Consider the following 26,487-nt stretch of genomic DNA (forward strand, 5'->3'; position numbering starts at 1 on the left):
TATGCAATTTGCTGAAAAGGGAAAATTCATGCTGGTTCTCATCACGCGCTGGCTGGTCATTACCGTGGCCATATTAATTGCGTCCAATATTGTTCCCGGAATTTCCGTGGATTCTTTGAAAACAGCCATTATCGCCGCCGCCATCCTGGGGATCATTAATGTCTTTTTGCGTCCTGTTTTGCTGATTCTGACGCTGCCGTTGACCATTCTGACGCTGGGTGTTTTTGCTTTTGTCATCAATGCGTTAATGCTGCTTCTAGTGTCCCATTTTGTTCCGGAATTTAAAGTCGATGGTTTTTTATCTGCATTTCTGGGCACGTTGATCATCAGCCTGGTCAGTTGGATTGCCAATCGCTTTATTAACAAATCCAATAACAAGCCTGACGTGAACAATCGTCAAAAACCCGATTATATTGATCTGGAGCAGGGGGACGACGGGAAATGGCGCTAGACGCGACACTCAACCTCACGCCCGCGATGAAGCAGTATGTCGAAATCAAGGGAAAATATCCCGACTGCATTTTATTTTACCGGATGGGCGACTTTTATGAGATGTTTTTTGAAGACGCCCTGACGGCTGCCCCCATTCTGGAAATCACCCTGACATCGAGAAATAAAACAAAAGAAGACGCTGTTCCGTTATGCGGGTTTCCCTATCACGCCGCCTCCGCCTATATTACCAAACTGGTGGAGAAGGGGTTCAAAGTGGCCATCTGCGAGCAGGTGGAAGATCCGAAGAACGCCAGGGGAATTGTCAAACGCGATGTGATCCGTGTGATCACGCCCGGTCTGGTGCTGGATGAAGAGAATCTGAAAGCGGGAGAAAATAATTATCTGGCCTGTATTGCTTCCGGCCGTGACACGCTGGGACTGGCTTTTCTCGATCTGTCCGTAGGCGAGTTTCAAATTGGCGAGTTCGCAAGCCGCGACGCGCTTATTTCCGCAATGGGCGGTCTGGATTTCAAGGAATTACTGATCAGTAAATCATTTCCTGATCCGGTATTGACGAAAATGCTGGAGGCGCAAATGCCGGCGGGTTGCGTTAATTATATCGATGCCGCATCCTTTGAACCGGGTATGGCCGATGAAATCCTGGATCGTGAACTTGCAGCATCGGTTCTGGAAAAATCAAGAATAAAAGACCGGTTGGCGGCCAAAACCGCGGCAGCTGCCATACTGCGTTATGTCAATTCCACGCAGATGATTCGCGCCAGTCATATTTCTGAAATCAAATATTACTCACCGGAAAATTACCTGATTCTGGATGAGACAGCCCGACGGAATCTGGAATTGTTTTCAACCATTCAGGACAGCGCCCGCGCCGGTTCTCTTTTCTCTATGGTCAATGAAACGCTCACCCCGATGGGTGCAAGGCGTCTGCGCTGGTGGATGGGCTATCCTCTGGTTGCGCCCGAGAAAATCCGCGCAAGGCTTGCGGCTGTTGCCGAAATCAAGGACAATCATCCGGTACGGTCCAATCTTCGCAAGACGCTTTCGCGCATCTATGATCTGGAAAGATTGGCCGGACGCGTCGCACTCCGGGTGGCAACGCCGCGCGACCTGATTGCGCTTAAATCATCACTGGCCGTTTTACCCCAGCTCCAATCTCTGTTGGCTGATTTTACCGCGCCCGCGCTGGCTGCGATTCGCAAAGAGACGACCGACATGTCCGCTTTGGTGGATCTGCTTTCCCGCGCGATTGTTGCTGATCCGCCGCCCCGCACCCAGGATGGCGACTTTATTGCTTCCGGTTTCGATGACGGGCTTGACCAATTGCGCTCGATCAGCCGTGACGGCAAAAAATGGATTGCCCAGCTGGAGGCCAAGGAAAAGCAGGCCACAGGCATCAATTCACTCAAGGTCGGATTTAATAATGTCTTTGGCTACTACATTGAAGTGACCAAGGCTAATGCCTCGCAAGTGCCGGCCTCTTATGTGCGCAAGCAAACGCTGGTCAACGCCGAACGCTATATCAATCAGGAACTGAAGGAATTTGAACAGACGGTGCTCAATGCCGAAGAAAAGATCCGTGAACGCGAAAATCAACTTTTTGATCAGCTTCGCGATGAACTGATGCCGTATGTCTCCGATATTCAGTTCAATGCTTTTCGCGTGGCTGAGCTTGACGCGTTTGGCGCGCTTGCGGAAGTGGCTGAAAAGTTTTCCTATACCTGTCCGGAAATCGATGAGGAAGATATCATCAGCATCAGAGACGGACGCCATCCGGTGGTCGAGGCGGCTTTAAAAAAAGAAGGTTTTGTGCCCAACGATACGCTGCTGGATTTGCAGGGCAACCGTCTGCTGGTCATTACCGGCCCCAACATGGCGGGCAAATCCACTTATATCCGGCAGGTTGCTTTAATCGTGCTTCTGGCCCAGATGGGCAGTTTTGTGCCGGCGACCCACGCCCGGATCGGCGTGGTGGATAAAATTTTCACGCGCATCGGCGCATCGGACAGTTTGATTAAAGGTCAGAGCACCTTTATGGTGGAAATGATGGAGACGGCGCAGATCCTGACGGACGCGACGTCCCGCAGCCTGGTTATTCTCGATGAGGTGGGCAGAGGCACATCGACTTTTGATGGTTTGAGCATTGCCTGGGCGGTAGCCGAATACATTCATGATTTCAACGGGCGCGGTATTCGCACGTTGTTTGCAACCCATTATCACCAGTTGACCGATCTGGCGGCATCCAAAGAAGGCGCTAAAAATTACAATATTGCCGTGAAGGAGTGGGGCGAAAAGATTATTTTCCTGCGCAAGATCATGGAGGGCGGGACGAGCCGCAGCTACGGCATTGAAGTGGCGCGGATCGCCGGTGTGCCGGCCGATGTTATTGCCCGGGCCAAGGAAATTTTGCAGAATCTGGAAAAAGGGGAATTCGACGAGATCGGCATGCCGCGTATTGCCCGCGGCAAGAACGCCTTGATGCCGGGTAATCCCCAGTTAAATTTGTTTGTGGAAAGCGAAGATGTCATTCTGGACGAGCTTCGCCAAATCGATATTTCTTCCATGACGCCGCTCGATGCACTCAATAAACTCAGTGAATTAAAAAGCAAGATATAAAGCCGTGAATCACAGTCTCCGGCATGACGGCATGAAGAGTTATCCAAATTTTTTTCATGACGGGCAGCAGGTGTCCTTGTGTTTGCGGCATCACACATGGTTTAAACACAACCCTTAAAGATAGCGCTTTGATTTAGAATTGGAATAAGATATATTTATAGTCCAAGCGGGCAATGCGGCTCGGGTCGGTATTTTATTTTGAAGTAAATAATCACCTGTGATGTCGGGGATATTTCGTGCAGACCTTAAAAAAAATCATACTGATTCTGCTGATTGTTATGGCCGTTTTCGCATCCGGGATGTTCTATGCTCCGGGATTTCTAGCCTATTCGACAAATTATTCTAAAGTGGACGCCGTCATTCTATTGTTAGGCCCCGATTTTAACGCCCGCCAGAAACATGCCCGTGATTTGATGGATAAGGGGATGGCCGGCTATCTTATTATCCCCGCATACAACAAGGCTTATTTTGTCGATCAGGGAAAGATGAAACCATTACCCGGCAAAACGAACAAAAACCCTGTCACTGGAATCAATGATCCAATGGCGTTCCGATATTACGAAGACACGCATCTTGAATTAATTGAAGCAAAAAAGACCATGACGATGTTTGGACAAAAATCGGCGATATTTGTCAGCTCACCCTATCATATGCGCCGTATCCAAATCATGGTGGACAAGGAGTTTGATCCCCATTTCCAATATTATTTTTCACCGACGCCTTATGAAGCGGCTCCGCTTGCTGCCTGGGAGCTGAAGGCATCTGACTGGAAAAAGATTTGGAGAGAATACGTAAAAATTTTATGGTTTATGATCTATCACCCATGGACATAAAAAAAGGAAAGGGCTGAATCGCGCCGGTTTGATTTATGGCTTCTCTTTATGATCCACGGGCTTATTCCATTTTCAAATACCCTGAAGGGCACGCATCACAAATGATCCCTCCGCAATGATCCCTCCGCGGCCAGGAGAAGGCGGGCAGGCGTATTTTATACGCGTGACTTCGCGCCGCGTTTAGGCGATTAAGCTATGCGTCTATGAAGCCGGCAATCCCGATGTTTGCCCAACGCCGACAAACGTAGCGCTCGACAGAGGAATGGAATTAGTTGTCCGGTTTCAGATACGGCAGCGCCAGTTGTACTTTTTTGAGGGCCTGTTTTTCAATCTGACGGGCGCGTTCGCGGGTAATGTTGTATTTGTCGCCGATTTCCTGAAGGGTCAACGGGTCATCCGCCATGACGCGGTGCTGGATGATGTAGCTTTCCCGTTCGTTAAGTTTGGTCAGGGCGCCGGCAATATCACGCTTGACCAGACTTCGTTCCTCATGTTTAATCAATGATACTTCCTGGTTATCCCCGTCATGCGTGAGAAAATCCATATGGGAGGTATCGCCGTCATCATTGATTAATTCATTGAGGGATAGATCGCGCGTACCCATGCGCAAATCCATCTCAGCCACTTCGGAGCCCTTTACGCCCAGAGATTCCGCTATTTCACTGAACTCGGGATTTTTTTTGGAAATCGTTTCCAGCTGCTTTTTGGCCTGACTCAACTTGAAAAAAAGTTTTCTCTGAGCCTGCGTCGTCCCGATTTTGACAATGCTCCAGGACTTGATCAGGTAATTCTGAATGTAGGCGCGAATCCACCAGACAGCATAAGAAATCAGGCGATAGCCTTTTTCAGGATCAAATTTTTTCACGGCATGGATCAGACCGATATTGCCTTCCTGAATCAGATCAGCCAGCTTGAATCCGTAATTACGGTATTCATGGGCGATTTTAACGACAAACCGCAGATTGGAAACAATGAGTTTTTCCGCCGCTGCCATGTCATTATTTTTCTTCAGGCTCATGGCCAGTTTGAATTCTTCCTCGGGGCTTAAGAGCGGAAAACGGTTGATCTCGGTAATATATAGGTCAAGAGTGCCTGTAACAAGGGGTAACTTCAACGTTCGGGCCTCCTAGATATAATAAACATAGAGCCTATGTATCGAAGAGTGCATGCCCGGTCAAGTAAATATTTCCACTTCTTGACAGGCAAACCTTCAATGTTTATTCTATAAGAAAAATCTGAGGAATTGAAATGAAATCAGTTAATAAGACGATGATCGAATCGGCCGTTAAACTGGCAAAAGAGTTTAATGCCGGCTGTATTCTGGTATGCGTGGACGTCAAAAGCGAGCTTGCGGATTTATCGGAAGACGTCAGGACATCCGTTCATTTCATTCTGGTCACCAGAGAGGATGAAGAGGTGTCGGAGAAATTGGCGGAGTTCGTACAAAAGCTGGACGTTCCCAATGTGAATCTGACACGGGTGGGTAAAATAAAAATAGCAATAGCCAAGGGCATCGTTTCCGGATTGTTCAAAAAAGGAGACAAAATCGTCTGCCTTTCCGGCGTGCCGAAGTTTGGTTATGCAGACAGCATTTTTTTTATTGATGTCGGCCGCGAATTTGAAATCCTGACCTCCGATTTCATCAACGATGTTGTAGAGGCTGTGCAGCCCGAAGTTTTTAACGCAGCTTTGAACATTGCCTGTGAATTGGCCGCGCAGGGCAGGGAAAACCGGAAGGTCGGAACAATCTTTGTGCTGGGGGATGAAGAAAAAGTTTTGCAGCTTTCCCGGCAGATGATTATGAATCCGTTTTCCGGCTATTCCGAAAACGAGCGCAATATTTTGAATCCGGAACTGGAGGAAACGATCAAAGAATTTTCCGCCATTGACGGTGCGTTTGTCATCAAGTCCAATGGCGTCATTGTTACAGCCGGCAGGCATCTGAGCGCTGCACTCGAAAGCAAGGATTTTCCGTCGGGACTGGGCAGCCGGCATATTGCCGCGGCAGGCATTACCAATGTCACAAAAGCTGTGGCCATGGTGATTTCTGAATCTTCGGGAAATGTCAGTGTCTTCAAAAACGGTAAATTGTTTGTGACGATTGAAAAACCGGTGGAATAGAAAGGGGTCGATGATGAGATTTGATAAATTTACATTAAAAGTTCAGGAAGCCATCCAGGATGCGCAGTCGCTGGCCGGTTCCATGGGACATCAGTCCATTGAACCTGAGCATCTTTTGATATGTTTTTTACGTCAGGAAGACGGCATTGCCGGCGCCGTCATGAATAAGCTGAACGCTTCGCCGCAGCAGACGGAGCAGGAGCTCGAACGGTATTTAAAGAAACAGCCAAGTGTTCAGGGCGCCGGTTCAGGCCAGGTATATATGGGCGGAAGGCTCAATAAAATATTTGACAAGGCGATGACGGAAGCGGCGCAGCTCAAGGACGAATATGTCAGCGCCGAGCACGTGCTGGTCGTGATCGCTGAAGAAAAAGAAGGACAGGCCGGGAAAATCCTGCGTCAGGCGGGGGTGACCAGGGACAATATCTTTAAAGTGCTGGTCGATATTCGCGGCAATCAGCGAGTGACCGATCCGAATCCGGAAGGCAAATATCAGGCCCTGGAACGCTATGCCAGGGATTTCAACGAGCTGGCGAAAAAAGGTTTGTTCGATCCGGTGATCGGCCGCGATGAGGAAATTCGCCGCATCATGCAGGTGCTCTCACGGCGCACCAAGAATAATCCGGTGCTCATCGGTGAACCGGGCGTAGGCAAGACGGCTATCGTGGAGGGGCTGGCGCAGCGGATTGTCAATGGTGACGTTCCTGAAAACCTGAAGAACAAACGCGTGATCGGACTGGATGTCGGAGCGTTGATCGCCGGCGCGAAGTACCGCGGCGAGTTTGAAGAACGTCTGAAAGCGGTTTTAAAGGAGGTCATCAGTTCCGAAGGGGAGATCATTCTCTTTATCGATGAAATCCATACCGTTGTCGGAGCCGGTGCGGCGGAAGGATCGATGGACGCGTCCAACATGCTTAAACCTGCGCTGGCTCGGGGCGAACTGCGCTGCGTGGGCGCGACGACGCTCAATGAATACCGTAAATACATCGAGAAGGACGCGGCGCTGGAACGGCGTTTTCAGCCTGTTTTAGTCAAGGAGCCAACGGTGGAAGATACGATCGCCATCCTGCGCGGCCTCAAAGAACGCTATGAAGTGCATCACGGGGTGCGCATCAAGGATTCGGCCATCGTGGCTGCCGCCACGCTGTCGCATCGCTACATTACCGACCGGTTTTTGCCGGACAAAGCAGTGGATCTCATCGATGAAGCCGCATCTAGGCTGAGGATAGAGCTCGACTCCATGCCATCCGAGATCGACACGATTGACCGGAAAATTATTCAGCTGGAAATTGAAAAGCAATCGCTCAAGAAGGATACGGATAAGGCCGCAAAAGAGCGGCGTGACAAGATCGAAAAGGAACTGGCTGAACTCAAATCCAGTATGGATCAAATGAAAGTGCACTGGTCTTTGGAAAAAGATATTATTAAAAAAATTCAGCATATCAAAAGCCAGACGGAATCACTGAAAACAGAGGAGGTCAATGCCCAGCGGGAAGGCAATCTGGCGAAAGCCGCGGAGATCCGCTACGGCAAACTGGTTGCGCTGGATCGCGAACTTCTGGAAGAGCAGAAAAAACTGGAAGAAACGCAGAAGAACAACCAGATGCTCAAGGAAGAAGTGGATGCCGAAGATGTGGCGGAAGTCGTTGCCAACTGGACGGGCATTCCGCTTTCCCGCATGATGGAAAGCGATGTGCAAAAGCTCATCCACATGGACGAACGGCTCAAACTGCGCGTGATCGGTCAGGATGACGGAATTGGAGCGGTATCCGCCGCGTTAAGGAGGGCGCGTTCCGGCTTGCAGGACCCCAACCGTCCGATCGGATCTTTTATTTTTCTGGGGCCGACCGGTGTCGGCAAAACCGAGCTGGCCCGGGCGCTGGCGGAATTCATGTTCGATAATGAACAGGCCATGATCCGCATCGATATGTCCGAGTATATGGAGAAGCATGCGGTGGCGCGTCTGATTGGCGCTCCGCCCGGTTATGTCGGTTATGACGAGGGCGGTTATCTGACGGAAGCCGTTCGACGGAAGCCATACAGTGTTTTACTTTTCGATGAAATTGAAAAGGCGCATCCGGATGTGTTCAATATTCTGCTGCAGATTCTGGATGACGGCAGGCTTACCGACGGTCATGGCCGCACGGTCGATTTCAAGAATACCGTGGTGATCATGACGTCCAATGTGGGCAGTCAGTGGATTCAGGATCCGGCGCTCGACGATGAAGAGAAGCAGAATCGCTCGATGGAAGTGCTGCGTGCGACGTTTAAGCCTGAATTTTTAAACCGTATCGACGACATTATTATGTTCCACGCGCTGGCTTTGGAAGATCTCTATCGAATCGTCGATATTCAACTGGGCCTGATCGATAAGCGGCTCAAGGAACGCAAACTCAGCATCGAATTGACAGACACGGCGAAAAAATATATAGCCGAACAGGGTTACAGTCCGGTTTACGGGGCGCGGCCGCTCAAGCGCTCGCTGCAAAAACTTATTTTGGATCCATTGGCGCTGGATATTCTGGGCGGGAAATTCTCCGAAGGAGACCACATCGTCATCGGCGTGTCCAAAGGTGCTATTACCTTCAGCAAGAAAAGTTAAAGAGGCAGGGGCGGGTTTAGCCCGCCCCTGTAAACAGAAAACCAGGGGGGTGGTGTCATGGCAGAAGAGAAGAAAGGCGAAGGATTTGTCATTAAAGATAAACGTTTTTCGGAAGAATCGGAGAGCAAAGAGGAACCAGTGGTCCGGAGCGGACCGGATGTGAAAGAAAAAATGGAAAAACATACCACTGAACCGTTGGACTATCCTCAGGTCAATTTCACAAATTTTGTCATATCACTCAGCACGTCCGCTCTTTTTCAGTTCGGCGATTTTCCCGAATATGAAGGAGGCAAGGCTGAGAAAAATCTTCCGGCCGCCAAACAGACAATCGACATTCTGGACATGCTCAATGAAAAAACCAAAGGTAATCTGGATCAAAATGAAGCCAGCCTGATCCAGGGCGTGCTTTACGAACTGAAAATGCGTTATGTCAAAGAAAAAGTTTGACATGCGCAGTCAGGCCCCGGCGAAAATCAACCTTTTGCTGCGCATTCTTCGGAAGCGTCCAGATGGTTACCACGATCTGGCTTCCGTGATGCAGCAGATATCCATCTATGATGAATTGACCTATTCCCTCCGCCCGGAGGGAATAGTGCTTCATTGCCCAGGCACAGATCTTCCCGTCAATGAAGACAACTTGGTATACCGTGCCACCCGCGCACTTTTTAATTTCACAGGCTACAAGGGCGGCGTCGAAATAATTCTGGATAAAAAAATTCCCTCGGCTGCCGGGTTGGGCGGCGGGAGTTCCGATGCCGCAGCAACCCTTATGGCGTTAAATGACTTATGTTCACTGAACGTCAGTCAGGCTGATCTGATGCAAATTGGCGCAAAACTCGGAGCGGATGTTCCTTTTTTTATTTTTGGGCGAAACGCCTTTGCAACGGGCATCGGCGATGAACTCCAAGTCCTCCCTGAGATGCCAAAACTTAACATGATTTTAATAAATCCCGCCTTCCCGCTCTCCACAAAAACGGTTTATGAAGGTCTTAATTTAACATTGACAAAGAATAAAAATAATTATAGCATTCCGCGATTTTACGCACTAGGTGACGTAATTCGGGAATTGCATAATGATTTAGAGTCTGTGTCGATTCAGATGCATCCCGAATTAAACGATTTCAAGCGAATGCTGGTGAAAGAAGGCGCCCTGGGTGCATTGATGTCGGGCAGTGGCCCCACGCTGTTTGGTATTTTTAAAGATGAAAAAAAAGCCAAAGAAGCGCGGGATGCCATATTGAAAAAAGTTTCCGGAGAATGTCTGGTTTTCTTTGCCCAATCACTGTAATAGCTGAATTTATTCGGTATTATAATTAATAGAGGGACGATGGGGCGTCGTCAAGCGGTAAGACACAGGATTTTGGTTCCTGCACTCGGAGGTTCGAATCCTCCCGCCCCAGCCAAAAATGACTGCGGAGAAATATTTAAATGCTAGAAAGAATTAGGATTTTTTCCGGTAACGCCAATATATCACTGGCGCAGAAAATATGCGAAAAATTGGGCGTACCCTTGGGAAAAGCCAACGTTACCACCTTCAGTGATGGAGAAACGCGCGTCGAGATTAATGAAAACGTGCGAGGGATGGATGTTTTCATTATCCAGTCCACCTGCACGCCGGTGAACGTCACCTTAATGGAATTGCTCATCATGAGTGATGCCATGAAAAGGGCCTCGGCCGACCGCATTACCGCCGTCGTTCCTTATTATGGATATGCCAGACAGGATCGAAAAGTTGCTCCCCGCGCACCGATTTCGGCAAAATTAGTAGCGGATCTGATTACCACCGCAGGCGCCCAACGCCTTTTATCCATGGATTTGCATGCCGGCCAGATTCAGGGGTTTTTCAATATCCCTGTGGATAATCTTTTTGCCACACCGGTTTTGATTGATTACATGAAAAAGAATTATGAGGATAATGTAGTGGTTGTATCGCCGGATACCGGCGGCGTGGAAAGAGCCAGAGCATTCGGCAAAAGGTTGGGGGCGTCTCTGGCCATTATCGATAAAAGAAGAGAAGGTCCCAATGAAGCTCAGGTGATGAATATCATTGGTAATATTAAGGGAAAACGCGTCATTATTCTGGATGATATGGTTGATACGGCAGGAACCGTCGTTCAGGCGGCCAATGCTCTGACGGACGCTGGTGCTCTGGAAGTATCGGTTTGCTGTACCCATCCGGTTTTATCGGGTCCGGCGATTGATCGCATTGAAAGCTCCAATATCAAGGAATTTGTTGTAACGGATACGATTCCATTGAGTGAGAGAGCGTCCAATTGTAACAGAATAAAGATATTGTCGGTGTCCGGCCTGTTATCCGAGGCTGTGCGCCGCATATACTATAACGATTCAGTAAGCTCATTATTTATTTAGGAGGAGAGGGGTAAATGGAAATAACCGATTTAGCGGCACAGGTCCGTAAAGAACAGAAAAAAGGTCCAGCCCGCCGATTGCGGCAGCAAGGATTTGTGCCGGCTATTTTTTACGGCGGATCTACAGAAAACATTCAGCTGGCCGTAAAGAGCATTGATCTGCTGAAGCTGCGCAAAGAGAAGAAAGTTCACTCCTTCATCAAGCTGATTATTGATGACGGTGGCAAGAAACTGGAAAAACTTTCTTTGATTAAGGAATTGCAGATTCAGCCCTTGACCGGCAAGATGTTTCACGCTGATTTCTACGAAGTGGATATGAAAAAGAAGCTGGAATTTGACGTTACTCTGAATTTTACGGGTAAATCCATCGGCGTGGAAAACGGCGGAGAACTCCAGCATATCAAACGCGAAGTGAAGGTTTTGTGTCTACCGGCGGATCTGCCTGATCATATTGATGTGGATATTACAGCCATTGATATTGGTCATTCCATTAAAGTCAAAGACATCAAGATTCCTGATGGTCTGATCCATCTGGATCCTCCGGATGCCGCTGTTGTATCAGTTGCCGCAGTCAAAGTCGTTAAGATAGAAGCTGCTGAAGCAGTTGCGGCGGAAGGTGCAGCTGCTGCTGAACCCGCAAAAGAAGAGAAGAAAGAAAAGGAAAAGTAAAGTTTATCTAGAATTGGGCGGGAGATCATGCTTCCCTCTGCTTTGGCAAAAATATTTTTTCGTTTTCGAAGAGAGAGGGAGCAAATGTCGCATCTGATTGTAGGCTTGGGTAATCCGGGCAAACGCTACGAGCCGACCCGGCACAACATCGGGTTCATGGCTCTGGATGCACTGGCCGCTCAATTGGAAATAGCATTGAAACAGAAGAGCTTCAATGCATTGTGGGGCAAGGGAACCATCGCCGGGAACAATGTTCTGCTGGCCCAGCCTCAAACATTCATGAATTTGAGTGGTACTGCGGTAAGGCAGTTACAGTCGTTCTTTAAAACTGAAATCAGCAATCTCATCGTTATTCACGATGATCTCGACTTGCCTTTTGGTGCAATCCGACTGAAGGCGGGAGGAGGGACTGCCGGTCATAAAGGGCTGGCATCTATCGAGTCTAACTTGGGAACTTCTGAATTTATCAGGGTGAGACTGGGTATTGGCAAACCAGTTGACAAATCCCGAATTGAGGGTTATGTGTTGGAGCCCTTTCGGAAGGAAGAGCAAATCGTGTTGCCAGAATTGCTTCAGCGGGCAGCCGATGCGAGTGCTGAAATTGTTTTGAACGGTCTGCAGAAAGCCATAGGCAAGTACCAGACAAAAAATATAAATTTTTTAAAGAAGGAGGACTAGTTAATGTTTAAAGAAAAAAGAAGTATTTGGACATTTTTACTGAGCACCTTGATGACGCTGCTCATGGCTGGCACGGCGTTTGCCAGTGAGGCGGACATCAAGTTGCCGGATCTGACTCAGGTCAGTTTTTTGGGCGGCCAGCTTTCCGGCATGATGATTTTAAATGTCGGCCTGCTCATCTGTGTCATTGGTCTGGCATTCGGTATTATGCAGTATGTGCAAACCAAGAATCTGCCGGCTCACCAGGCTATGCTCGATGTTTCCCAGACCATTTGGGAAACCTGCAAGACCTATTTGTTCCAGCAGGGTAAATTCCTTATCGGTTTATGGATCCTGATCGCCATTTGTATGATTTACTACTTTGGCGCTCTGTCCCACATGCCCGCGGGAAACATCATAATCATTCTGATTTGCTCGATTCTGGGTATCCTGGGATCTTACTCGGTGGCCTGGTTCGGTATCCGCATCAACACCGTGGCCAACTCCCGCGCCGCCTTCTCTTCCTTAAGCGGCAATCCCATGAATATCGTGAACATCTGTCTGCGTTCCGGCATGAGCGTCGGCCTTCTTCTGGTCAGCATTGAACTTTTCTTCATGATCATGATCCTCGGCTATATTCCCAAAGAATTGGTCGGCCCAAGCTTCATTGGTTTTGCTATCGGTGAATCTCTAGGCGCTTCCGCTCTGCGTATCTGCGGTGGTATCTTCACCAAGATTGCCGACATCGGTTCCGACCTGATGAAAATCGTCTTCCATCTTCCCGAAGACGACCCGAAAAACCCGGGTGTTATCGCCGACTGTACGGGCGACAACGCGGGTGACAGCGTCGGCCCCACGGCAGACGGTTTTGAAACCTACGGTGTAACCGGTGTTGCTCTGATCACGTTCCTGGCGCTGGCTCTGGCCGGCAATCCTGAAATGGGCGGCAAACTCATCATCTGGATCTTCGCCATGAGAATCCTCATGATCCTCACGTCTCTGCTTTCCTATTTCGTCAACGACGGTATTTGCAAGGCTGCATTTGCCGGTAAAAAAGAATTTAATTTTGAGCATCCCTTAACCTATCTGGTTTGGATCACCTCGATCGTTTCTATCGTTGTTACTTTCGTGGCCAGTTATGTTCTGCTGGGTTCCGGTCTTGATCCCAAGTACGCTGAATTGTGGTGGGCCCTCTCCGTGATCATCAGCTGCGGAACCATCGCCGGTGCATTGATTCCGGAATTCACCAAAATATTCACCAGCACCTCGTCCCGTCACTGCGAAGAAGTTGTTAATGCTTCCAAACAGGGCGGTCCGTCGCTGAACATTCTGTCCGGCCTGGTTGCCGGTAACTTCTCCGCTTTCTGGCTCGGCCTGGTTATCGCGTTCTTAATGTTCGTTTCTTACATGGTATCAAAAAACCCCTCCGTCATGGCTTTGATGCCGCCCGCATTCGCTTTTGCGGCGCCGGTGTTTGCCTTCGGTCTGGTCGCCTTCGGTTTCCTGGGCATGGGCCCCGTTACCATCGCGGTGGACAGCTTCGGACCGGTTTCCGACAATGCACAGTCCATTTATGAACTGTCGTTGATCGAATCCCGCAAGGATGCTGCAGAAGTAGTTAAGAAAGCATACGGTATTGCACCTGACTTTGAGCTGGCCAAACATTATCTGGAATCCGGCGACGGCGCAGGTAATACCTTCAAAGCAACAGCCAAACCCGTGCTGATCGGCACCGCCGTTGTCGGCGCCACCACCATGGTATTCGGCATCATCATTCTGCTCGAAGGTCTCTTCGGCAATGTTATCGCTAAACTGTCCCTGGTTCAGCCGGAAATCATTCTGGGCCTGATCATGGGCGGCGCGGTCATTTACTGGTTCTGCGGCGCTTCGATTCAGGCCGTCACCACCGGTTCTTATCAGGCCGTTGTGTTCATCAAAAAGAACATCAACCTGGATAAAGCGGAAGCTTCCATTGAAGACTCCAAGAAAGTCGTTCAGATTTGCACCCAGTACGCTCAGAAGGGCATGATCAACATCTTCATCGTGATTTTCTTCATGTGTCTGGCGCTGGCCTTCTTTAACCCCTACTTCTTCATCGGTTATCTGATCGGCATCGCTTTCTTCGGTCTGTTCCAGGCGATCTTCATGGCCAATGCCGGCGGTTGCTGGGATAACGCCAAGAAGATTGTTGAAGTCGACCTCAAAATGAAAAACACCCCGCTGCATGAAGCAAGCGTAGTCGGCGACACCGTCGGCGACCCCTTCAAAGATACATCTTCCGTCTCTTTGAACCCGGTTATCAAATTCACGACCCTGTTTGGTCTTTTGGCAACAGAAATTGCCGTCACCATGAAGGATCAGAATTTGAAGTATGGTGTGGCAGTTGTTTGCTTCGCTATCGCTCTGATCTTCGTGTATCGTTCTTTCTACGGCATGAGAATCGCCAGCGAAAAACTGGGTGAATAATTTAAGATAACCCTTAACCTTAAAAGGCGCTCCCGAAACGGAGCGCCTTTTTTTTCTCAGATCAGGAAAGCATTCTAATCTGCACGTCCATTATCTGATATCCAATATGGTGTGAGGGGACGCAAATCTGGCTGCCTTGCTCTATTAAGGATTGTGGGCTTAATGTTTTTCTAAGCAAGATTAAAAATGTAATCTATTTCATCTTCCTCTTCTAAAATTTCCGGTTTAATCACTGCAGTTTCGAAAACTTTGGCCATGCGGTTGTTTTTGGCCATGACGGTGGCGGAGAGCGCCTTGATTTTCCGTTCTCTGGCAATGATGATCAGATAGTTGAGCATGAACTTCGCAATGCCGATGCCCTGAAATTCATCATCCACAACAAACGCCATCTCATACTTATCCCTCTTCTTGTCAAAGGAGTAGCGGGCCTCGGAGATGATCCTTTCCCTGCCTTTGTGCTGGATGGTTCCCACGATGGAAACGACCGTGTCGTAATCGACGTTGACATAGGGCTGCATCTTGATGTGCGGCATGATGCGAATCGGCGTGAAGTACCTCATAAACTTTGATTCATCGGAAAAATCATAGAACAGCCGCCGCATCATATCTTCATCCGACGGTTTGATGGGTCTGAACTTGATCTCCTGGTTGTTGGCGAAGGTTTTAACCGTTTCCATGGAGAACGGGTAATTGGCGGCATATTCCGTCACATAAATCTGGTCCGCGTAAATGTAGCCGTTTTCTTTTGCCTGCCTGATCAGAGCGTCTCTGTGGCTGGGGTGGGCGATATCGATGATGGCCAAGGTCCTCTCTCTGATGGACTTGCCGGCAATATTGGCGATTCCGTATTCGGTTACCACATAACGGGTTGTTCCCAGTGTTGAGCGGACGTTTTCGGGGCTGTTGTGACTAATGACAATGTTGCTATTCCCGTTTTGGTCCAGTGATCTGACGGCAACGATGGACTTTCCGCCTCTGGACAGGGCGGATGCCGTGGAAAAATTAAGTTTTCCTTCAAAACCCGGGGGGAAGTGGTCGCCGGAATTTAACAAGACGGCATTGCCCGTGATATCCACTTTATCGACATCGATGACGCTGACGAGACGTGATATCTTCGGCAGCGAGGACTGATAGCTGGCGCGAAGCAAAGGGACGAATGAGAAAAAAGGGTTATGATTGACATAATCATAGAGCCTTTGGGTGCCGAAACAGGCACTGGCCATGATGATCCCCTGATGCTCAATTCCCCGATCCAGGGCCAGAGCGCCGGACTCAGCCAGATCGATGGCCCAGTCCGATATCATATGAGAGCAGATCCGCAGGTTACTTTTCGATTTGAGATGTCTGGCGATAGCGCTGAAGACGCTTCCAACGCTCAGGGCAACCGTTGAATCGTTTTCAATAAGATTGGCGATGTGCCAGCCGATGCGGTCCGTGATATCATCAATGGCGATGCTGTTCCCGACCAGCAGGGGTTGATCACTTTCAATATAGCCGTCAAACTGATCGATATGCACGGATGTTGCGCCATGGGTGATAGGGACATTGGGGTTGATCTCGGCAATGGTAATAGGGGCGTGCTTAATGACCAGGTCCGCAACATCTGATACCACTCCCAGATTTAAGAAGCCTTTAGAATCGGGTGGAGATGTTTGAATGACAGCCACTTTCACATCCAGCGCATTGGAATGAAACAGATAAGGAATTTCGGCGAAATTGGAAGGGATGAAATCCACATTATCCTTCTGGATGCCGTAAGCCACGGCTTCGCCGACATTGAATGTTTTCCACCGGCATTTGTTTGGATGGCCATTGGTCTGGAAAAACGGCGTTTCCGGCAGAACCAGCTGGATGATTTCCAGATCAAAAAGATTGGAGTGATCCGAGTCCATAATCAGGGAGATGGTTTTTAATGGTGTTGCAGGTCCGCTGGAGATAAAGATTCGATCACCGGGTCTGATCATTTCACAGAGAGATTCAAAAGGCATTTTCCGATACATCTTGCTACATTTAGCAGTCATAAATCCACCTCTGGGCCGGATTTGATCAGAATTCCTTATGCTGCTCTGAACTATAAGAAAAGCGGTTCCGTATGTCAATTACTATTAGCACAATGAAGAAAAGATGCAGCATTTCATCAGGAGAAGAAAGGCGTTTCCTTTCCGGGCAGCGATACAGGAAACGCCTTTCAGTTGTTGTTGATATTTTTTCAGAGCATGTTATTTACCCAAAAACAAATTCCGGGGATTATCCACCATCATGGTTTTAATCTGCTCGTCCGTTACGCCCTGGGCTTTCAGCGCGGGGAGGACATTCTGGGAAATATGATCGATCCGCCAATTGGCGAGCATTTTCATGACCGGTTGCGGTGCTTCCAGAAAACGTCCCAGCCAGACGTTGACGGTGTCATGGGAAAGCATGATTTTGCCTGCATAGCCAAGCTTGCACAGTTCGGCGATATTCTTTACATTGGCATCAGTCGGCGTGATGATGTCCAGGCCGATGCGATCAAAAGCAATATAGACGCCTTTGGCGAGGATCGCTTTATGATATTCAATGTCTCTGGAATTCGACACATGACCAATCATAACCTTCCTGGGGTCCGCCCCCTCTTTAAGCAGTAAATCGGCCTCTTCAACCCCGCCGGTCGGGCCTTCCGTATGGGTGATGATGGGCACGCCCGTGGCCTTTTGGGCAACGACCGCCGCCTTGTGGACCGATATTTCATAATCGGTCATTTTGGGGCTGGTGCCGATCTTGATGACCCCCGCCTTGATGCCGGTTTTGCGGATACCCTGGGTAATTTCTTTAATGAAAAGATCGGACATCATCTTTGTAATATCGGTTCCGAACACGACTCTTGTTTTCCAATAGGCAGGCGATCCCTCATGCTCCGTGTAAAGGCCTGTGGAACAGATGATATTGAGCCCCGTCTTTTTGGCAAGGGCTTTGTACAATTCGGGATTGCGGCCGCCTGTATCATTGGGGGTGGCATCAATAATGGTTTTGATGCCGTATTTTTGCGCCGCCTTAATGACTCCCAGATTTGTTTTGAGTGCGGCCTTGTTATCCTCCGGAGCAATCGTTGCGTCGGCAAACCAGCCGGGGTAAGCAAAGGTGAAATGTTCATGCACCAGAGTGGTTCCCAGCTTGTCGGGGGAAATCGGCCCCAGTACCGAGTTGATCATTCCCGGCGGCGTGGCTTTCACTGCGGCATACAATGGTGATGATACAAATAAAAGCGAGACCAACAACAAAGGCAGGATAACAAAAAATGATACTTTACTTCTGCTGCGCTGATACATGGTGTGTCCTCCTTTATGAGAATCTAACTTGCCTTGATGCAAGCTGAAAAACAGAAGGATGTTCAGGAGCAAATGCTGACCGTCCTGCAGCCTGTCATTTTTACATCTTACGGCTGTCGTAAGCCCAGTGCAGCAGGGCTTGACGTTGTTTGCGGCGGCAGTGCAGGTCTCCCGCCGGGCAGTGTTTGGTGAGTTGGGCGATGTGTCTTTTCATGGCTTTCCAGCGTTTGATCTGCCGTTCATCATCGGGGCAGCGTCTTCCCAGATAATAGCGGCAATACCATTGAAACCAGCCGCGGGGATCTTCCGGATAAATCCAGCCTTTATCAATCCAGTAGGAGAGGGGCTTGGAGGCGTTGACGCCAAAACAGTTAAGTTTCGGATCGTGGCGCAACGGACATAGTTTGGCTTTGGTAAACCAGGAGGAAGGGAATTCCTTGCGGCAATCGGTCATGTATTTTCCGCCGAAGACGCCCATCGCAAGCATTTGTCCGGGCGTCAATTGGGGCTGGAATTCCGGATCAAAATCACGGCCTTCCGGTTTTGTCAGAAAGTAATGATAGCCTTTTTGCATCCGGTCGTTGACGATAATTTCCTTGTGTTTCATACTTACCTGCGCCGAATTAACAGGGTGGTGTTTCAAAAATATCTATACCATATGTCATTTCGAAGAAGCGATAAATCTTAATGGTTTTATAAGGTTCAAGATATCTCCCGCTGGTCGCTACGATAAGATTATACCCAGGTGTTGATGCTTCTCAATCCGCTGTTCAGGTATGACGGCTCCATTTCTATGAATGGCCATCCGGACGCGCCAGATTTTCAAAGGTCGTGAATTTATCCAGAAAAGCCAGCCTCACAGCACCGGTGGGACCGTTACGCTGTTTACCGATAATGATTTCCGCAACGCCTTTATTGGGATTCTCATCAGACTTGTTGTAAACTTCGTCCCGGTAGATAAAGGCAATGACGTCCGCGTCCTGCTCGATCGCGCCTGATTCCCGCAGATCCGCCATCTGCGGACGGCGGTCGGTCCTGTCTTCCACTTTCCGGTTGAGCTGGGACAGTGCAATCACCGGCACCTTAAGTTCCTTGGCCAGCGCTTTGAGCGAACGGCTGATTTCGGAAATTTCCTGCTCGCGCGAGTTTGTGTAGCCGCCGCCTCGCATTAACTGAATATAGTCCACAACAATTAAACCCAGACCCTGATCGGCTTTCAATCGTCTTGACTTTGCTTTCATTTCCAAAACGGTGATGGCGGGTGTATCGTCGATAAAAAGCGGTGCTTCGGACAGTCTTCCTGCTGCCGTGGTCAGCTTCGGCCAGTCGGTTTCCCCGAGGAAGCCTTTGCGCAGCCGCTGTGAATCTACTTTTGCTTCCGAAGCGAGCATTCTGAAGGCCAGTTGCTCCTTGGACATTTCGAGCGAGAAAATGGCCACGGGTGTCTGGGTTTCCAGCGCGGCAAACTGCGCGATATTGAGTGCGAATGCGGTCTTGCCCATGCTGGGGCGCCCGGCGATGATGATCAGGTCTGAATTTTGCAAACCGGAGGTCATATCGTCGAATTTTTCAAATCCGGTTGCGACGCCGGTAATGAGTTCCTTGCGCGTAAAGAGGTCTTCAATCGCGCGGAAGCTTTCCCTGACAATGTCTTTAATGGGATAAAAAGAAGGCCGGACTTTATTTTCGGAAATTTCAAAAATGTTGTGCTCGGCTTTATCCAGCACCTGATCAACATCAGAGCCTGTTTCATAGCAGCTGTTGATGATCTCGGTGGCTGACCCGATCAGACCGCGCAAAATAGCCTTCTCTTTGACGATTTTGGCATAGTTGGCCACATTGGCGGCTGACGGAACGTTATCCGCCAATGACGCCAGATAGGCGGTGCCGCCTATCGAATCCAGCAGGCTCCGGTCTTTAAGCGCATTGCTGAGCGTGATAAGATCAACCGGTTCGTTTTTTTCCGACATTTCCACAATGACGGAAAAAATTTTGCGGTGAGACTCACTGTAAAAATCCCCCTTATTGATAATCTCCAGTGCGGCGTTGATCGAACCGTTTTCCAGAAGAATACTGCCCAGAATGGACTGCTCGGCCTCGGTATTCTGCGGGGGGAGTTTATAGAGGGACGGATCGATATCTTTCATGATTCCTCGCCGACAACATTCAGCTTCAGTTCCGCTTCGATGCCTGAATGCAGTTTAATTCTGACTTTAAATTCGCCCAAGTGTTTGATCTGCTCATCATGCACAATCATTTTGCGGTCGATGACAAAGCCCTTTTCTTTGAGAGCGGTTTCAATATCCTTGGAGGTGACGGAACCGAAAATCTTGTGCTGATCGCCGACTTTTCGGGACAAGGTCAGCGTAACCTGAGACAGGCGGGCTGCCAGATCCTGCGCGCCTGCTTTTTCTTTTTGTGCCTTCTGCAGAGTGTTCTTTTTTTCTAATTCGAAGGCTTTAATATTACTAACGTCCGCCTCGACAACCAGACCTTTGGGAATCAGCAAATTACGGGCGTAACCGTCGTTGACTTTAACCAAATCTCCGGCTTTGCCCAGGGAAGGTACGTTTTGCTTTAAAATAACCTTCATAGAAAACCTCCTGTTAGCATTGAATAATATATGAAATTAATCCGTTTTTTCCTGGTCTTTATGGAAATATTTACGAAAATCAATCCAGATGTCGAAGAATCCTACTGCCGCTATTGCTATCATAAGCATTTGCTGAATCGCAATTAAAAAATAAAAAAACCAGCGGAAAAAAATCGAGAGGTTTCTATGGTTAAAAAAGAAGCTAACAATAGCAAGCCCTTGCAGAAGATAAATGAATGAAGCAACCATAAACAGGTTAATGCCGGTATAACTGATATGGGTTTGAGGGACAAAGCTCAAGCCGCCGCCGGCAATAAAAATCCAGACCAGCCAATCAGGCGCCTTCCATTCGGACAGCGTCGAAAGATTGGGCAGATCCATGCCGCGTCTGCGCAGCAGTTTATTTCCCATTAGAACATTGCTCCAGATGGTGAACAGAACCGAAATGATACAAAGGGCAGGGAAGATCCGGGTGAAAAGTTGAATGACGGTAGGCTTGCTTTCTTTAATGGCGCTGATTTCCTCGGGACTTAAAGGCAATCGGCTGTAAAATTGTATATTTAATTCCACCGCTTCCGTAATATGCTTTTCCAGCAGCTGTAAAGGGCTCATGGAAAGCTGCGCGCCCCCGTAAACAAAATAAAACACAACCGCGCCCAGAACTGCGAAAGAGGGCAGGAGTATAATGAGATCTATCGGATAGTTTTTCCGGGTTGTCTGGGCGATCATGATGCCGGCCAGTCCCATGGCCGCCAGGGCAAATACGGGAATGACGGCGTGCATGAAGAAGGATAAGAAGATCATGATGGCGAAAAGCGCGGTAAGAAAGGCAACCAGCGTTTTGGTCTGGTCGTTAAAAATGCAAAGGACAAACAAAACCAGCGGCAGGGTCATGAGAAACAACAGACCGATGAAAGGAATCAGGGAGGCCGTTGAAAAAAATACAATGATTAATAACAGCCGGAGAAACGGGCTATGCGAAGATAATAAATTCAATTTTGCCAAGAATAATAACCTGCGCTGAAAATAGGTCATGCGGTTAAAAAAATCAGTAAAGGCCTGTGGGTAAAATTAAAACCGGCCGGTTCCAAACGATATGAATAAAACCGGCCGGTGTTTGCGAAAATGGTTTACCGGCCTTCCGCCGTGACAAAAGGCATGATGGCGATGGTGCGCGCGCGTTTGATCGCGACAGTCAGTTCTCTTTGATGCCCGGCGCAATTGCCCGTGATTCTTCTGGGCATGATTTTACCGCGTTCCGTTACAAAATTATTGAGGATCATCGGGTTCTTATAATCAATCTTAATATTAGAGTCCGTGCAGAAGCGGCAGAATTTCTTTCTGTGAAAAAATTTCTTCTGGGGCGGACGGGATGGTCTTTCGCCGTTTTGTATAGCCATGGTTATTCCCCTTTCGTTGTGCTGTCTTCGCGTGTGATTGCTTTTCTGAATGTCGGTCTGCCCTGCCTTGCGTCGCCTGCGGGCCTGTCATCTCTGTTTGCCGACGCGTTATCATTTGTTTCGATGCGGATCTGTGTGCGCTTTACTTCCGCCACGGCGACTTCCGCCTCCATGCCTTCTTTGGTGACGGCGCCTTCTTTGGTGACGGTCATGAATTTTAAGACCCGATCATCAATTTTAAAATTTCTTTCCATTTCGGTCACGATGGAACCGTCACCGGCATAGTCGATGAAAAAATAAAATCCGTCTTTTTGTTTTTTGATTTCGTAAGCCAGACGCCGTTTGCCCCATTTTTCAGCTTTGGCGATGACCCCTTTGCGTTCGGTGATGATGTTGGAAGATTTGTCCATGATGGCGGCGATATCTTCTTCCGTCAAATCCGTTTTGACAATAGCTATAACTTCGTATCTTTTCAAAATTTTCTCCTTTCGGCTCTAAAGCCCCTGATGAATTTCAGGAGCAAGGGGAGTCCATATAAAATTGTGTTGATGCCTTCTATACCAGGCTTGTTTGAAAATCAAGGATTATGTTGATCCTGAATATTGATGGTTTGGAGAGCTTGTAACATGCTGAAATAAGTGTTAAAAACAAAACAATCAGAAGTCCTGTGTTTCCGGGACGGGAAAGGAGTCTATCCATTCATGATGACGGGAAAATATATCGGCTATAAAAAAGACGTCCTTAACGCCTGTTTATGGCTTTCGCAGCAGGGGTATTTGGGTTCACTTAAAGGGTCTACCGGTAACGTTTCGGTCAGGATCGACGGTGAAACAAGTATGGCCATTACCCCGACAGGTGTGAAGTATCAGGATATGTCTGATGATGATATTTGTGTGGTTGGATTTGATCTTGCCATGATCGAATGGAAATCGGGCCGGAAGCCCTCCATGGAAGCAGGCTTGCACAGCGTCATTTACCGGACAAGACCCGACGTCAATGCCATTGTTCACACACATCAGACATACGGCAGCGTTTTTGCCGTCATCAATACACCGATCCCCGCTTTGTTTGATGAAGTTGCTTTGTCCCTGGGGCAGGTGACCGAGATTGTCCCGTACGCTTTTTCCGGGAGCCCCGAACTGGCGGGGAATATAGAATCGAGACTATCCAACAATGCTAACGCTTATATCATTCAGAACCATGGAGTAGTGGCTCTGGGCGGAACACTCGATCAGGCGATGCTCAATGCCGAACTGTTGGAGAAAAACGCTCATGTTTACTGGATGGCGTTATCTTCCGGAAAACCGGTCACTTTGCTTCCTGAATCAACAATCGAGAGGATTGGAGCGATGAGAAAAGCGGAGAAATAAGAAGTGCGGGGGGATAATATTCGGAGGAATCGCTTACCCTCTACCCGGCATAGTTTTCAGAGGGGGTGCGTTCACAGCTTCCTGAATTGATTTATTTTCGTCATTCATGCCGGATTTCGATCAGAAAGAATCAAAAGGGCTGAACTATCGCGTAACATGTGGTACAAGTACGCTCAACGAAGGTCACCCTTAAAAATTAAAGAGAGGTATTGTTTATGCGCCTTTTTCCTAAAGAAGAAAATTTTTTTGATTTTTTTGAAGAATTGGCTACCAAGATTGAAGAAGGCGGTCAATTTTTCCTTGAAATGACCCAACATCAAAATTATTCCGCGGCTCGCGTTTCCCGACTTAAGGAAATTGAGCATGAAGCGGATGGCATCGCTCATAAAACATACGAAAGGATGCACAAAACCTTTCTGACCCCTCTTGATCGTGAAGACATCTACGCGCTGGTCAATAAAATGGACGATATCCTGGATGCCATTGAGGGCACTGCCATTCGCCTCCACATGTATAAGGTTAAAAGACCGGATGATGAAATCATCAAACAGGCTGAAATTCTTTTTCAAGCGATTAAAAAAATAAAAATGGTCGTTTACGGCTTGCGTCATATGAAGAACAGCCAGATGATTCTGGACGGCTGTGTGGAAATTCACACCCTGGAAAATGAAGGCGACGTCCTTTTAAGAACCATTATCACCGATCTTTTTATTAAGGAAAACGATGCCATCGAACTGCTTAAATGGAAGGAAATCTTTGAACGGCTTGAAGAAGCCATCGATATTTGCGAGAGCGTATCCAATATCGTGGGAGGCATTGTCCTGAAACATGCCTGAGATCATGGCATTCCTTTTTTAGAAATTAGGATAAACCTGAGGAGAAGTTCCGTAACGGCAAAATTATTAATCAATTTGTCCGGTTATCATTCAGCTGATGTAACGCCGTTCGGTTGAATGATGACTTTGATGGATTCCTTTCCTTCCGATACTAATTGAAAGCCTTTCGCAATATCGTTTAAGCCGAGACGGTGCGTGACCAGATCATCCACTGTGACAACGCCGGATTCGATTAACTTCATTGCTTCGGTAATGTCCGGAGGCCCGCAGTAGTAGGACGTCAGAATAGTAATTTCTTTCATCCAGAAATCATTAACAGGAACGACAACCTTCTTGTCCGGTCCGGGAACAGCAAACAGCACAATCACTCCGCCCTTATCTACGCACTGCCATGCCTGCTCCATCGCTGCATCGGCCGCGGCGCATAAAAATACGACATCGGCCTTTTTGCCGTTTTCCCCGATCAGCCGTTCTGAAAAATTATTTGTCGCGTCGATGGTGACGTCAGCCCCCATCTGCGAAGCGTATGCCAGTTTTGTCTCGTTGATATCGGCGGCTATGACTTTACATCCTTTTGACCCGGCCAGTTTCACATGAAGCAGTCCGGCCATTCCGCACCCGATGATCATTACCAACTGTCCCTTTTCCACGCGGGCCAGCCGCTGCGCCCGAACGACGCAGGCCAGCGGTTCAATAAAGGTACTCTGATCATAGGTAATATTTTCAGGCAGAAGATAGGTTCCGTGTTCGACAAGAATCTCCGGAACCAGGATGTATTCGGCAAAACCGCCAGGCAGCCGTTCTTTAATCTCTGAGCATTGCGGGAAGTGACCGTTCAGGCAATAAGAACATTTCCCGCAGGGCACTTTCGGGGCGATAAATACCCGGTCGCCCGGGTGATATTTCTTTACGGCATCACCTGCCGCAACAACCTGCGCGCCTATCTCATGCCCCTGTACCAGCGGGGCGCGCGGGAGCCGGTACCATTCGACGATGTCGCTGCCGCAGATGCCGCAGGACATGACCTTGACCAGCATTTCTTTCGGCCCAGGGGCAGGCGTCGCTATTTCTTCGATCCGGATATCTTTGTTGTTATACCAGTAGGAAACTTTCATTGGTCCTTCAATGTATTATACAGATCAAAAGCTGCGGCCGGAGTTTCGTTGTCGTGGACAACGGCCCGCACAGCCTTAATCATGGCCACCGGTGCTTCCGACTGAAAAATGTTGCGTCCCATATCGACGCCGGCGGCGCCCCGCTGGACCGCGTTATAGGCCATTGTCAGGGCTTCAAGTTCCGGGATTTTTTTGCCGCCCGCCATCACGATCGGCACCGGGCAGGATGCCGTGACGGTCTCGAAGTCTTCATCCACATAATAGGTTTTGACATAGTGGGCCCCAAGCTCCGCGCATATCCGGCAGGCCAGCCGGAAGTACTTGGCGTCGCGCGCCATATCCTTGCCCACCGCGGTTACCGCAAGCGTCGGAATGCCGTAGCGGTTGCCGAGATCAACCATTTTGGTCATGTTGATGATCGACTGTCTTTCAAATTCACCGCCGATAAACACCTGGACCGCCATGGCACAGACATTCAAACGGATGGATTCTTCAATGTCCACGGCGATGTCTTCATTGGACAGTTCCTTGAGAATAAGGCACCAAAGGAAGGATATTGATGTCCACCCGTTCCAGACCCGTGGTGGGTCCCTGAAAATACCCGTGATCGATGGCCAGCATAACCGTTCGGCCGGAGAAGGGATTAAATATCCGCGCCAGCCTGTTTTTCATTCCCCAATCCATGGAGTTTGAGCCTTTGAGGAAAAACCCCTCCGTTTTTTGGGGCTTATCGGTATAAAACGTTTTAGCTTCTTTGATTCCGTCCATGTCCGCCATTTAAAGTATTCTCCTTTCCCAGTCCGGATCTTACAGGGTCACGCATTTCTCCGTATTATATGTTTTACTTTTATTAAAGCCTCGTATTTTATTCAATATCGGCGTCAGTTTGTGCCTTGATGAGTGGTATCTCGGTGTATGGGGGCAGGCAGCAGAAAATCGGGATAAAAAAGTCGATATCGAAATTTAAAAGAAAAAGTATGGTGGGCAATGTGAGATTCGAACTCACGGCCTTTGGCTTCGGAGGCCAGCGCTCTATCCAGCTGAGCTAATTGCCCACGCCCGGTGCTTCTACTATATCCCGTCAT

23 protein-coding genes, 2 tRNA genes and 1 pseudogene are annotated in these 26,487 nt (G+C 48.6%); 14 read left to right on the plus strand and 12 right to left on the minus strand.

Features of this window, described 5'->3' with window-relative positions:
* Nucleotides 1–28: 28 nt before the first annotated feature.
* The 3 genes from CVU71_06645 (at nucleotide 29) to CVU71_06655 (ending at nucleotide 3,899) form a co-directional block, all read left to right on the plus strand.
* On the plus strand, nucleotides 29–451 hold the full coding sequence (locus CVU71_06645; GenBank protein PKN20099.1) for a phage holin family protein: 423 nt from the start codon (nucleotides 29–31) through the stop codon (nucleotides 449–451).
* Nucleotides 442–3,066, plus strand: coding sequence for a DNA mismatch repair protein MutS (locus CVU71_06650; GenBank protein ID PKN20035.1), 2,625 nt, complete (start codon nucleotides 442–444; stop codon nucleotides 3,064–3,066). The genes CVU71_06645 and CVU71_06650 overlap by 10 nt, the downstream gene beginning before the upstream one ends.
* A gap of 236 nt (nucleotides 3,067–3,302) precedes the next feature.
* Nucleotides 3,303–3,899, plus strand: a complete 597-nt coding sequence (locus tag CVU71_06655) for a hypothetical protein (GenBank protein PKN20036.1) — start codon at nucleotides 3,303–3,305, stop codon at nucleotides 3,897–3,899.
* A gap of 268 nt (nucleotides 3,900–4,167) precedes the next feature.
* Here CVU71_06655 and rpoH read toward each other — a convergent pair whose 3' ends face one another.
* Nucleotides 4,168–5,013 carry an RNA polymerase sigma factor RpoH gene (gene rpoH / locus CVU71_06660; GenBank protein PKN20037.1) on the minus strand — a complete coding sequence of 282 codons (846 nt, stop codon included), beginning with the start codon at nucleotides 5,011–5,013 and terminating at the stop codon, nucleotides 4,168–4,170.
* Nucleotides 5,014–5,147: 134 nt separating this feature from the next.
* On the opposite strand from rpoH, the gene CVU71_06665 reads away from it, so the two are divergent.
* From CVU71_06665 to CVU71_06705, 9 genes are all read left to right on the plus strand, one after another.
* On the plus strand, nucleotides 5,148–6,020 hold the full coding sequence (locus CVU71_06665) for a hypothetical protein (GenBank protein PKN20038.1): 873 nt from the start codon (nucleotides 5,148–5,150) through the stop codon (nucleotides 6,018–6,020).
* 10 nt (nucleotides 6,021–6,030) lie between these two features.
* The gene (gene clpB / locus CVU71_06670) at nucleotides 6,031–8,622 is read left to right on the plus strand and encodes an ATP-dependent chaperone ClpB (protein ID PKN20039.1); all 2,592 of its coding nucleotides are present in this window, start codon (nucleotides 6,031–6,033) and stop codon (nucleotides 8,620–8,622) included.
* Between the two features lie 171 nt (nucleotides 8,623–8,793).
* A complete protein-coding gene (locus CVU71_06675; GenBank protein PKN20100.1) occupies nucleotides 8,794–9,069 on the plus strand; it encodes a DUF1844 domain-containing protein in 276 nt (91 codons plus the stop codon).
* The gene (ispE, locus tag CVU71_06680; GenBank protein PKN20040.1) at nucleotides 9,050–9,910 is read left to right on the plus strand and encodes a 4-(cytidine 5'-diphospho)-2-C-methyl-D-erythritol kinase; all 861 of its coding nucleotides are present in this window, start codon (nucleotides 9,050–9,052) and stop codon (nucleotides 9,908–9,910) included. The genes CVU71_06675 and ispE overlap by 20 nt, the downstream gene beginning before the upstream one ends.
* A gap of 40 nt (nucleotides 9,911–9,950) precedes the next feature.
* Nucleotides 9,951–10,025 (plus strand) — tRNA-Gln (locus CVU71_06685).
* A gap of 25 nt (nucleotides 10,026–10,050) precedes the next feature.
* Nucleotides 10,051–10,992, plus strand: a complete 942-nt coding sequence (locus CVU71_06690; GenBank protein PKN20041.1) for a phosphoribosylpyrophosphate synthetase — start codon at nucleotides 10,051–10,053, stop codon at nucleotides 10,990–10,992.
* A 14-nt stretch (nucleotides 10,993–11,006) separates the two neighbouring features.
* The gene (locus CVU71_06695; GenBank protein ID PKN20042.1) at nucleotides 11,007–11,660 is read left to right on the plus strand and encodes a 50S ribosomal protein L25; all 654 of its coding nucleotides are present in this window, start codon (nucleotides 11,007–11,009) and stop codon (nucleotides 11,658–11,660) included.
* Between the two features lie 84 nt (nucleotides 11,661–11,744).
* Nucleotides 11,745–12,338: an aminoacyl-tRNA hydrolase gene (locus CVU71_06700; GenBank protein ID PKN20101.1), complete on the plus strand. Its 594-nt coding sequence runs from the start codon at nucleotides 11,745–11,747 to the stop codon at nucleotides 12,336–12,338.
* A 3-nt stretch (nucleotides 12,339–12,341) separates the two neighbouring features.
* Nucleotides 12,342–14,783: a sodium-translocating pyrophosphatase gene (locus CVU71_06705; GenBank protein ID PKN20043.1), complete on the plus strand. Its 2,442-nt coding sequence runs from the start codon at nucleotides 12,342–12,344 to the stop codon at nucleotides 14,781–14,783.
* Between the two features lie 170 nt (nucleotides 14,784–14,953).
* On the opposite strand, the gene CVU71_06710 is transcribed toward CVU71_06705, so the two are convergent.
* The 8 genes from CVU71_06710 to rpsF all read right to left on the minus strand — a co-directional run bounded on the left by CVU71_06710 (nucleotide 14,954) and on the right by rpsF (nucleotide 22,560).
* On the minus strand, nucleotides 14,954–16,804 hold the full coding sequence (locus CVU71_06710) for a GNAT family N-acetyltransferase (GenBank protein ID PKN20044.1): 1,851 nt from the start codon (nucleotides 16,802–16,804) through the stop codon (nucleotides 14,954–14,956).
* A gap of 198 nt (nucleotides 16,805–17,002) precedes the next feature.
* Complete coding sequence (locus CVU71_06715) at nucleotides 17,003–17,971, minus strand: phosphotriesterase-related protein (GenBank protein PKN20102.1); 969 nt, start codon at nucleotides 17,969–17,971, stop codon at nucleotides 17,003–17,005.
* Nucleotides 17,972–18,188: 217 nt separating this feature from the next.
* Entirely contained in the window at nucleotides 18,189–18,695 is a 507-nt protein-coding gene (locus tag CVU71_06720) for a hypothetical protein (GenBank protein PKN20045.1), read from the minus strand.
* Between the two features lie 184 nt (nucleotides 18,696–18,879).
* On the minus strand, nucleotides 18,880–20,235 hold the full coding sequence (locus CVU71_06725) for a replicative DNA helicase (protein PKN20046.1): 1,356 nt from the start codon (nucleotides 20,233–20,235) through the stop codon (nucleotides 18,880–18,882).
* A complete protein-coding gene (locus tag CVU71_06730; protein PKN20047.1) occupies nucleotides 20,232–20,681 on the minus strand; it encodes a 50S ribosomal protein L9 in 450 nt (149 codons plus the stop codon). The genes CVU71_06725 and CVU71_06730 overlap by 4 nt, the downstream gene beginning before the upstream one ends.
* Before the next feature lie 36 nt (nucleotides 20,682–20,717).
* Complete coding sequence (locus CVU71_06735; protein PKN20048.1) at nucleotides 20,718–21,716, minus strand: hypothetical protein; 999 nt, start codon at nucleotides 21,714–21,716, stop codon at nucleotides 20,718–20,720.
* A 95-nt stretch (nucleotides 21,717–21,811) separates the two neighbouring features.
* Entirely contained in the window at nucleotides 21,812–22,081 is a 270-nt protein-coding gene (gene rpsR, locus CVU71_06740; protein ID PKN20049.1) for a 30S ribosomal protein S18, read from the minus strand.
* A 2-nt stretch (nucleotides 22,082–22,083) separates the two neighbouring features.
* Entirely contained in the window at nucleotides 22,084–22,560 is a 477-nt protein-coding gene (gene rpsF / locus CVU71_06745) for a 30S ribosomal protein S6 (GenBank protein ID PKN20050.1), read from the minus strand.
* Nucleotides 22,561–22,782: 222 nt separating this feature from the next.
* Between rpsF and CVU71_06750 the strand changes: the two genes are divergently transcribed.
* Both CVU71_06750 and CVU71_06755 read left to right on the plus strand, forming a co-directional pair.
* Nucleotides 22,783–23,451, plus strand: coding sequence for a class II aldolase (locus tag CVU71_06750; protein ID PKN20051.1), 669 nt, complete (start codon nucleotides 22,783–22,785; stop codon nucleotides 23,449–23,451).
* A gap of 215 nt (nucleotides 23,452–23,666) precedes the next feature.
* Nucleotides 23,667–24,287, plus strand: a complete 621-nt coding sequence (locus CVU71_06755) for a DUF47 domain-containing protein (GenBank protein PKN20052.1) — start codon at nucleotides 23,667–23,669, stop codon at nucleotides 24,285–24,287.
* Nucleotides 24,288–24,373: 86 nt separating this feature from the next.
* Here CVU71_06755 and CVU71_06760 read toward each other — a convergent pair whose 3' ends face one another.
* The 3 genes and pseudogenes from CVU71_06760 to CVU71_06770 all read right to left on the minus strand — a co-directional run bounded on the left by CVU71_06760 (nucleotide 24,374) and on the right by CVU71_06770 (nucleotide 26,457).
* Entirely contained in the window at nucleotides 24,374–25,402 is a 1,029-nt protein-coding gene (locus tag CVU71_06760; GenBank protein PKN20053.1) for an alcohol dehydrogenase, read from the minus strand.
* A pseudogene (locus tag CVU71_06765) lies at nucleotides 25,399–26,179 on the minus strand (3-hydroxy-5-phosphonooxypentane-2,4-dione thiolase). The gene CVU71_06760 and the pseudogene CVU71_06765 overlap by 4 nt, the downstream one beginning before the upstream one ends.
* 201 nt (nucleotides 26,180–26,380) lie before the next feature.
* Nucleotides 26,381–26,457 (minus strand) — tRNA-Arg (locus CVU71_06770).
* Between the last annotated feature and the right edge of the window lie 30 nt (nucleotides 26,458–26,487).

It is taken from the genome of Deltaproteobacteria bacterium HGW-Deltaproteobacteria-6 (assembly GCA_002840435.1).
GTDB lineage: Bacteria > Desulfobacterota > Syntrophia > Syntrophales > Smithellaceae > UBA8904.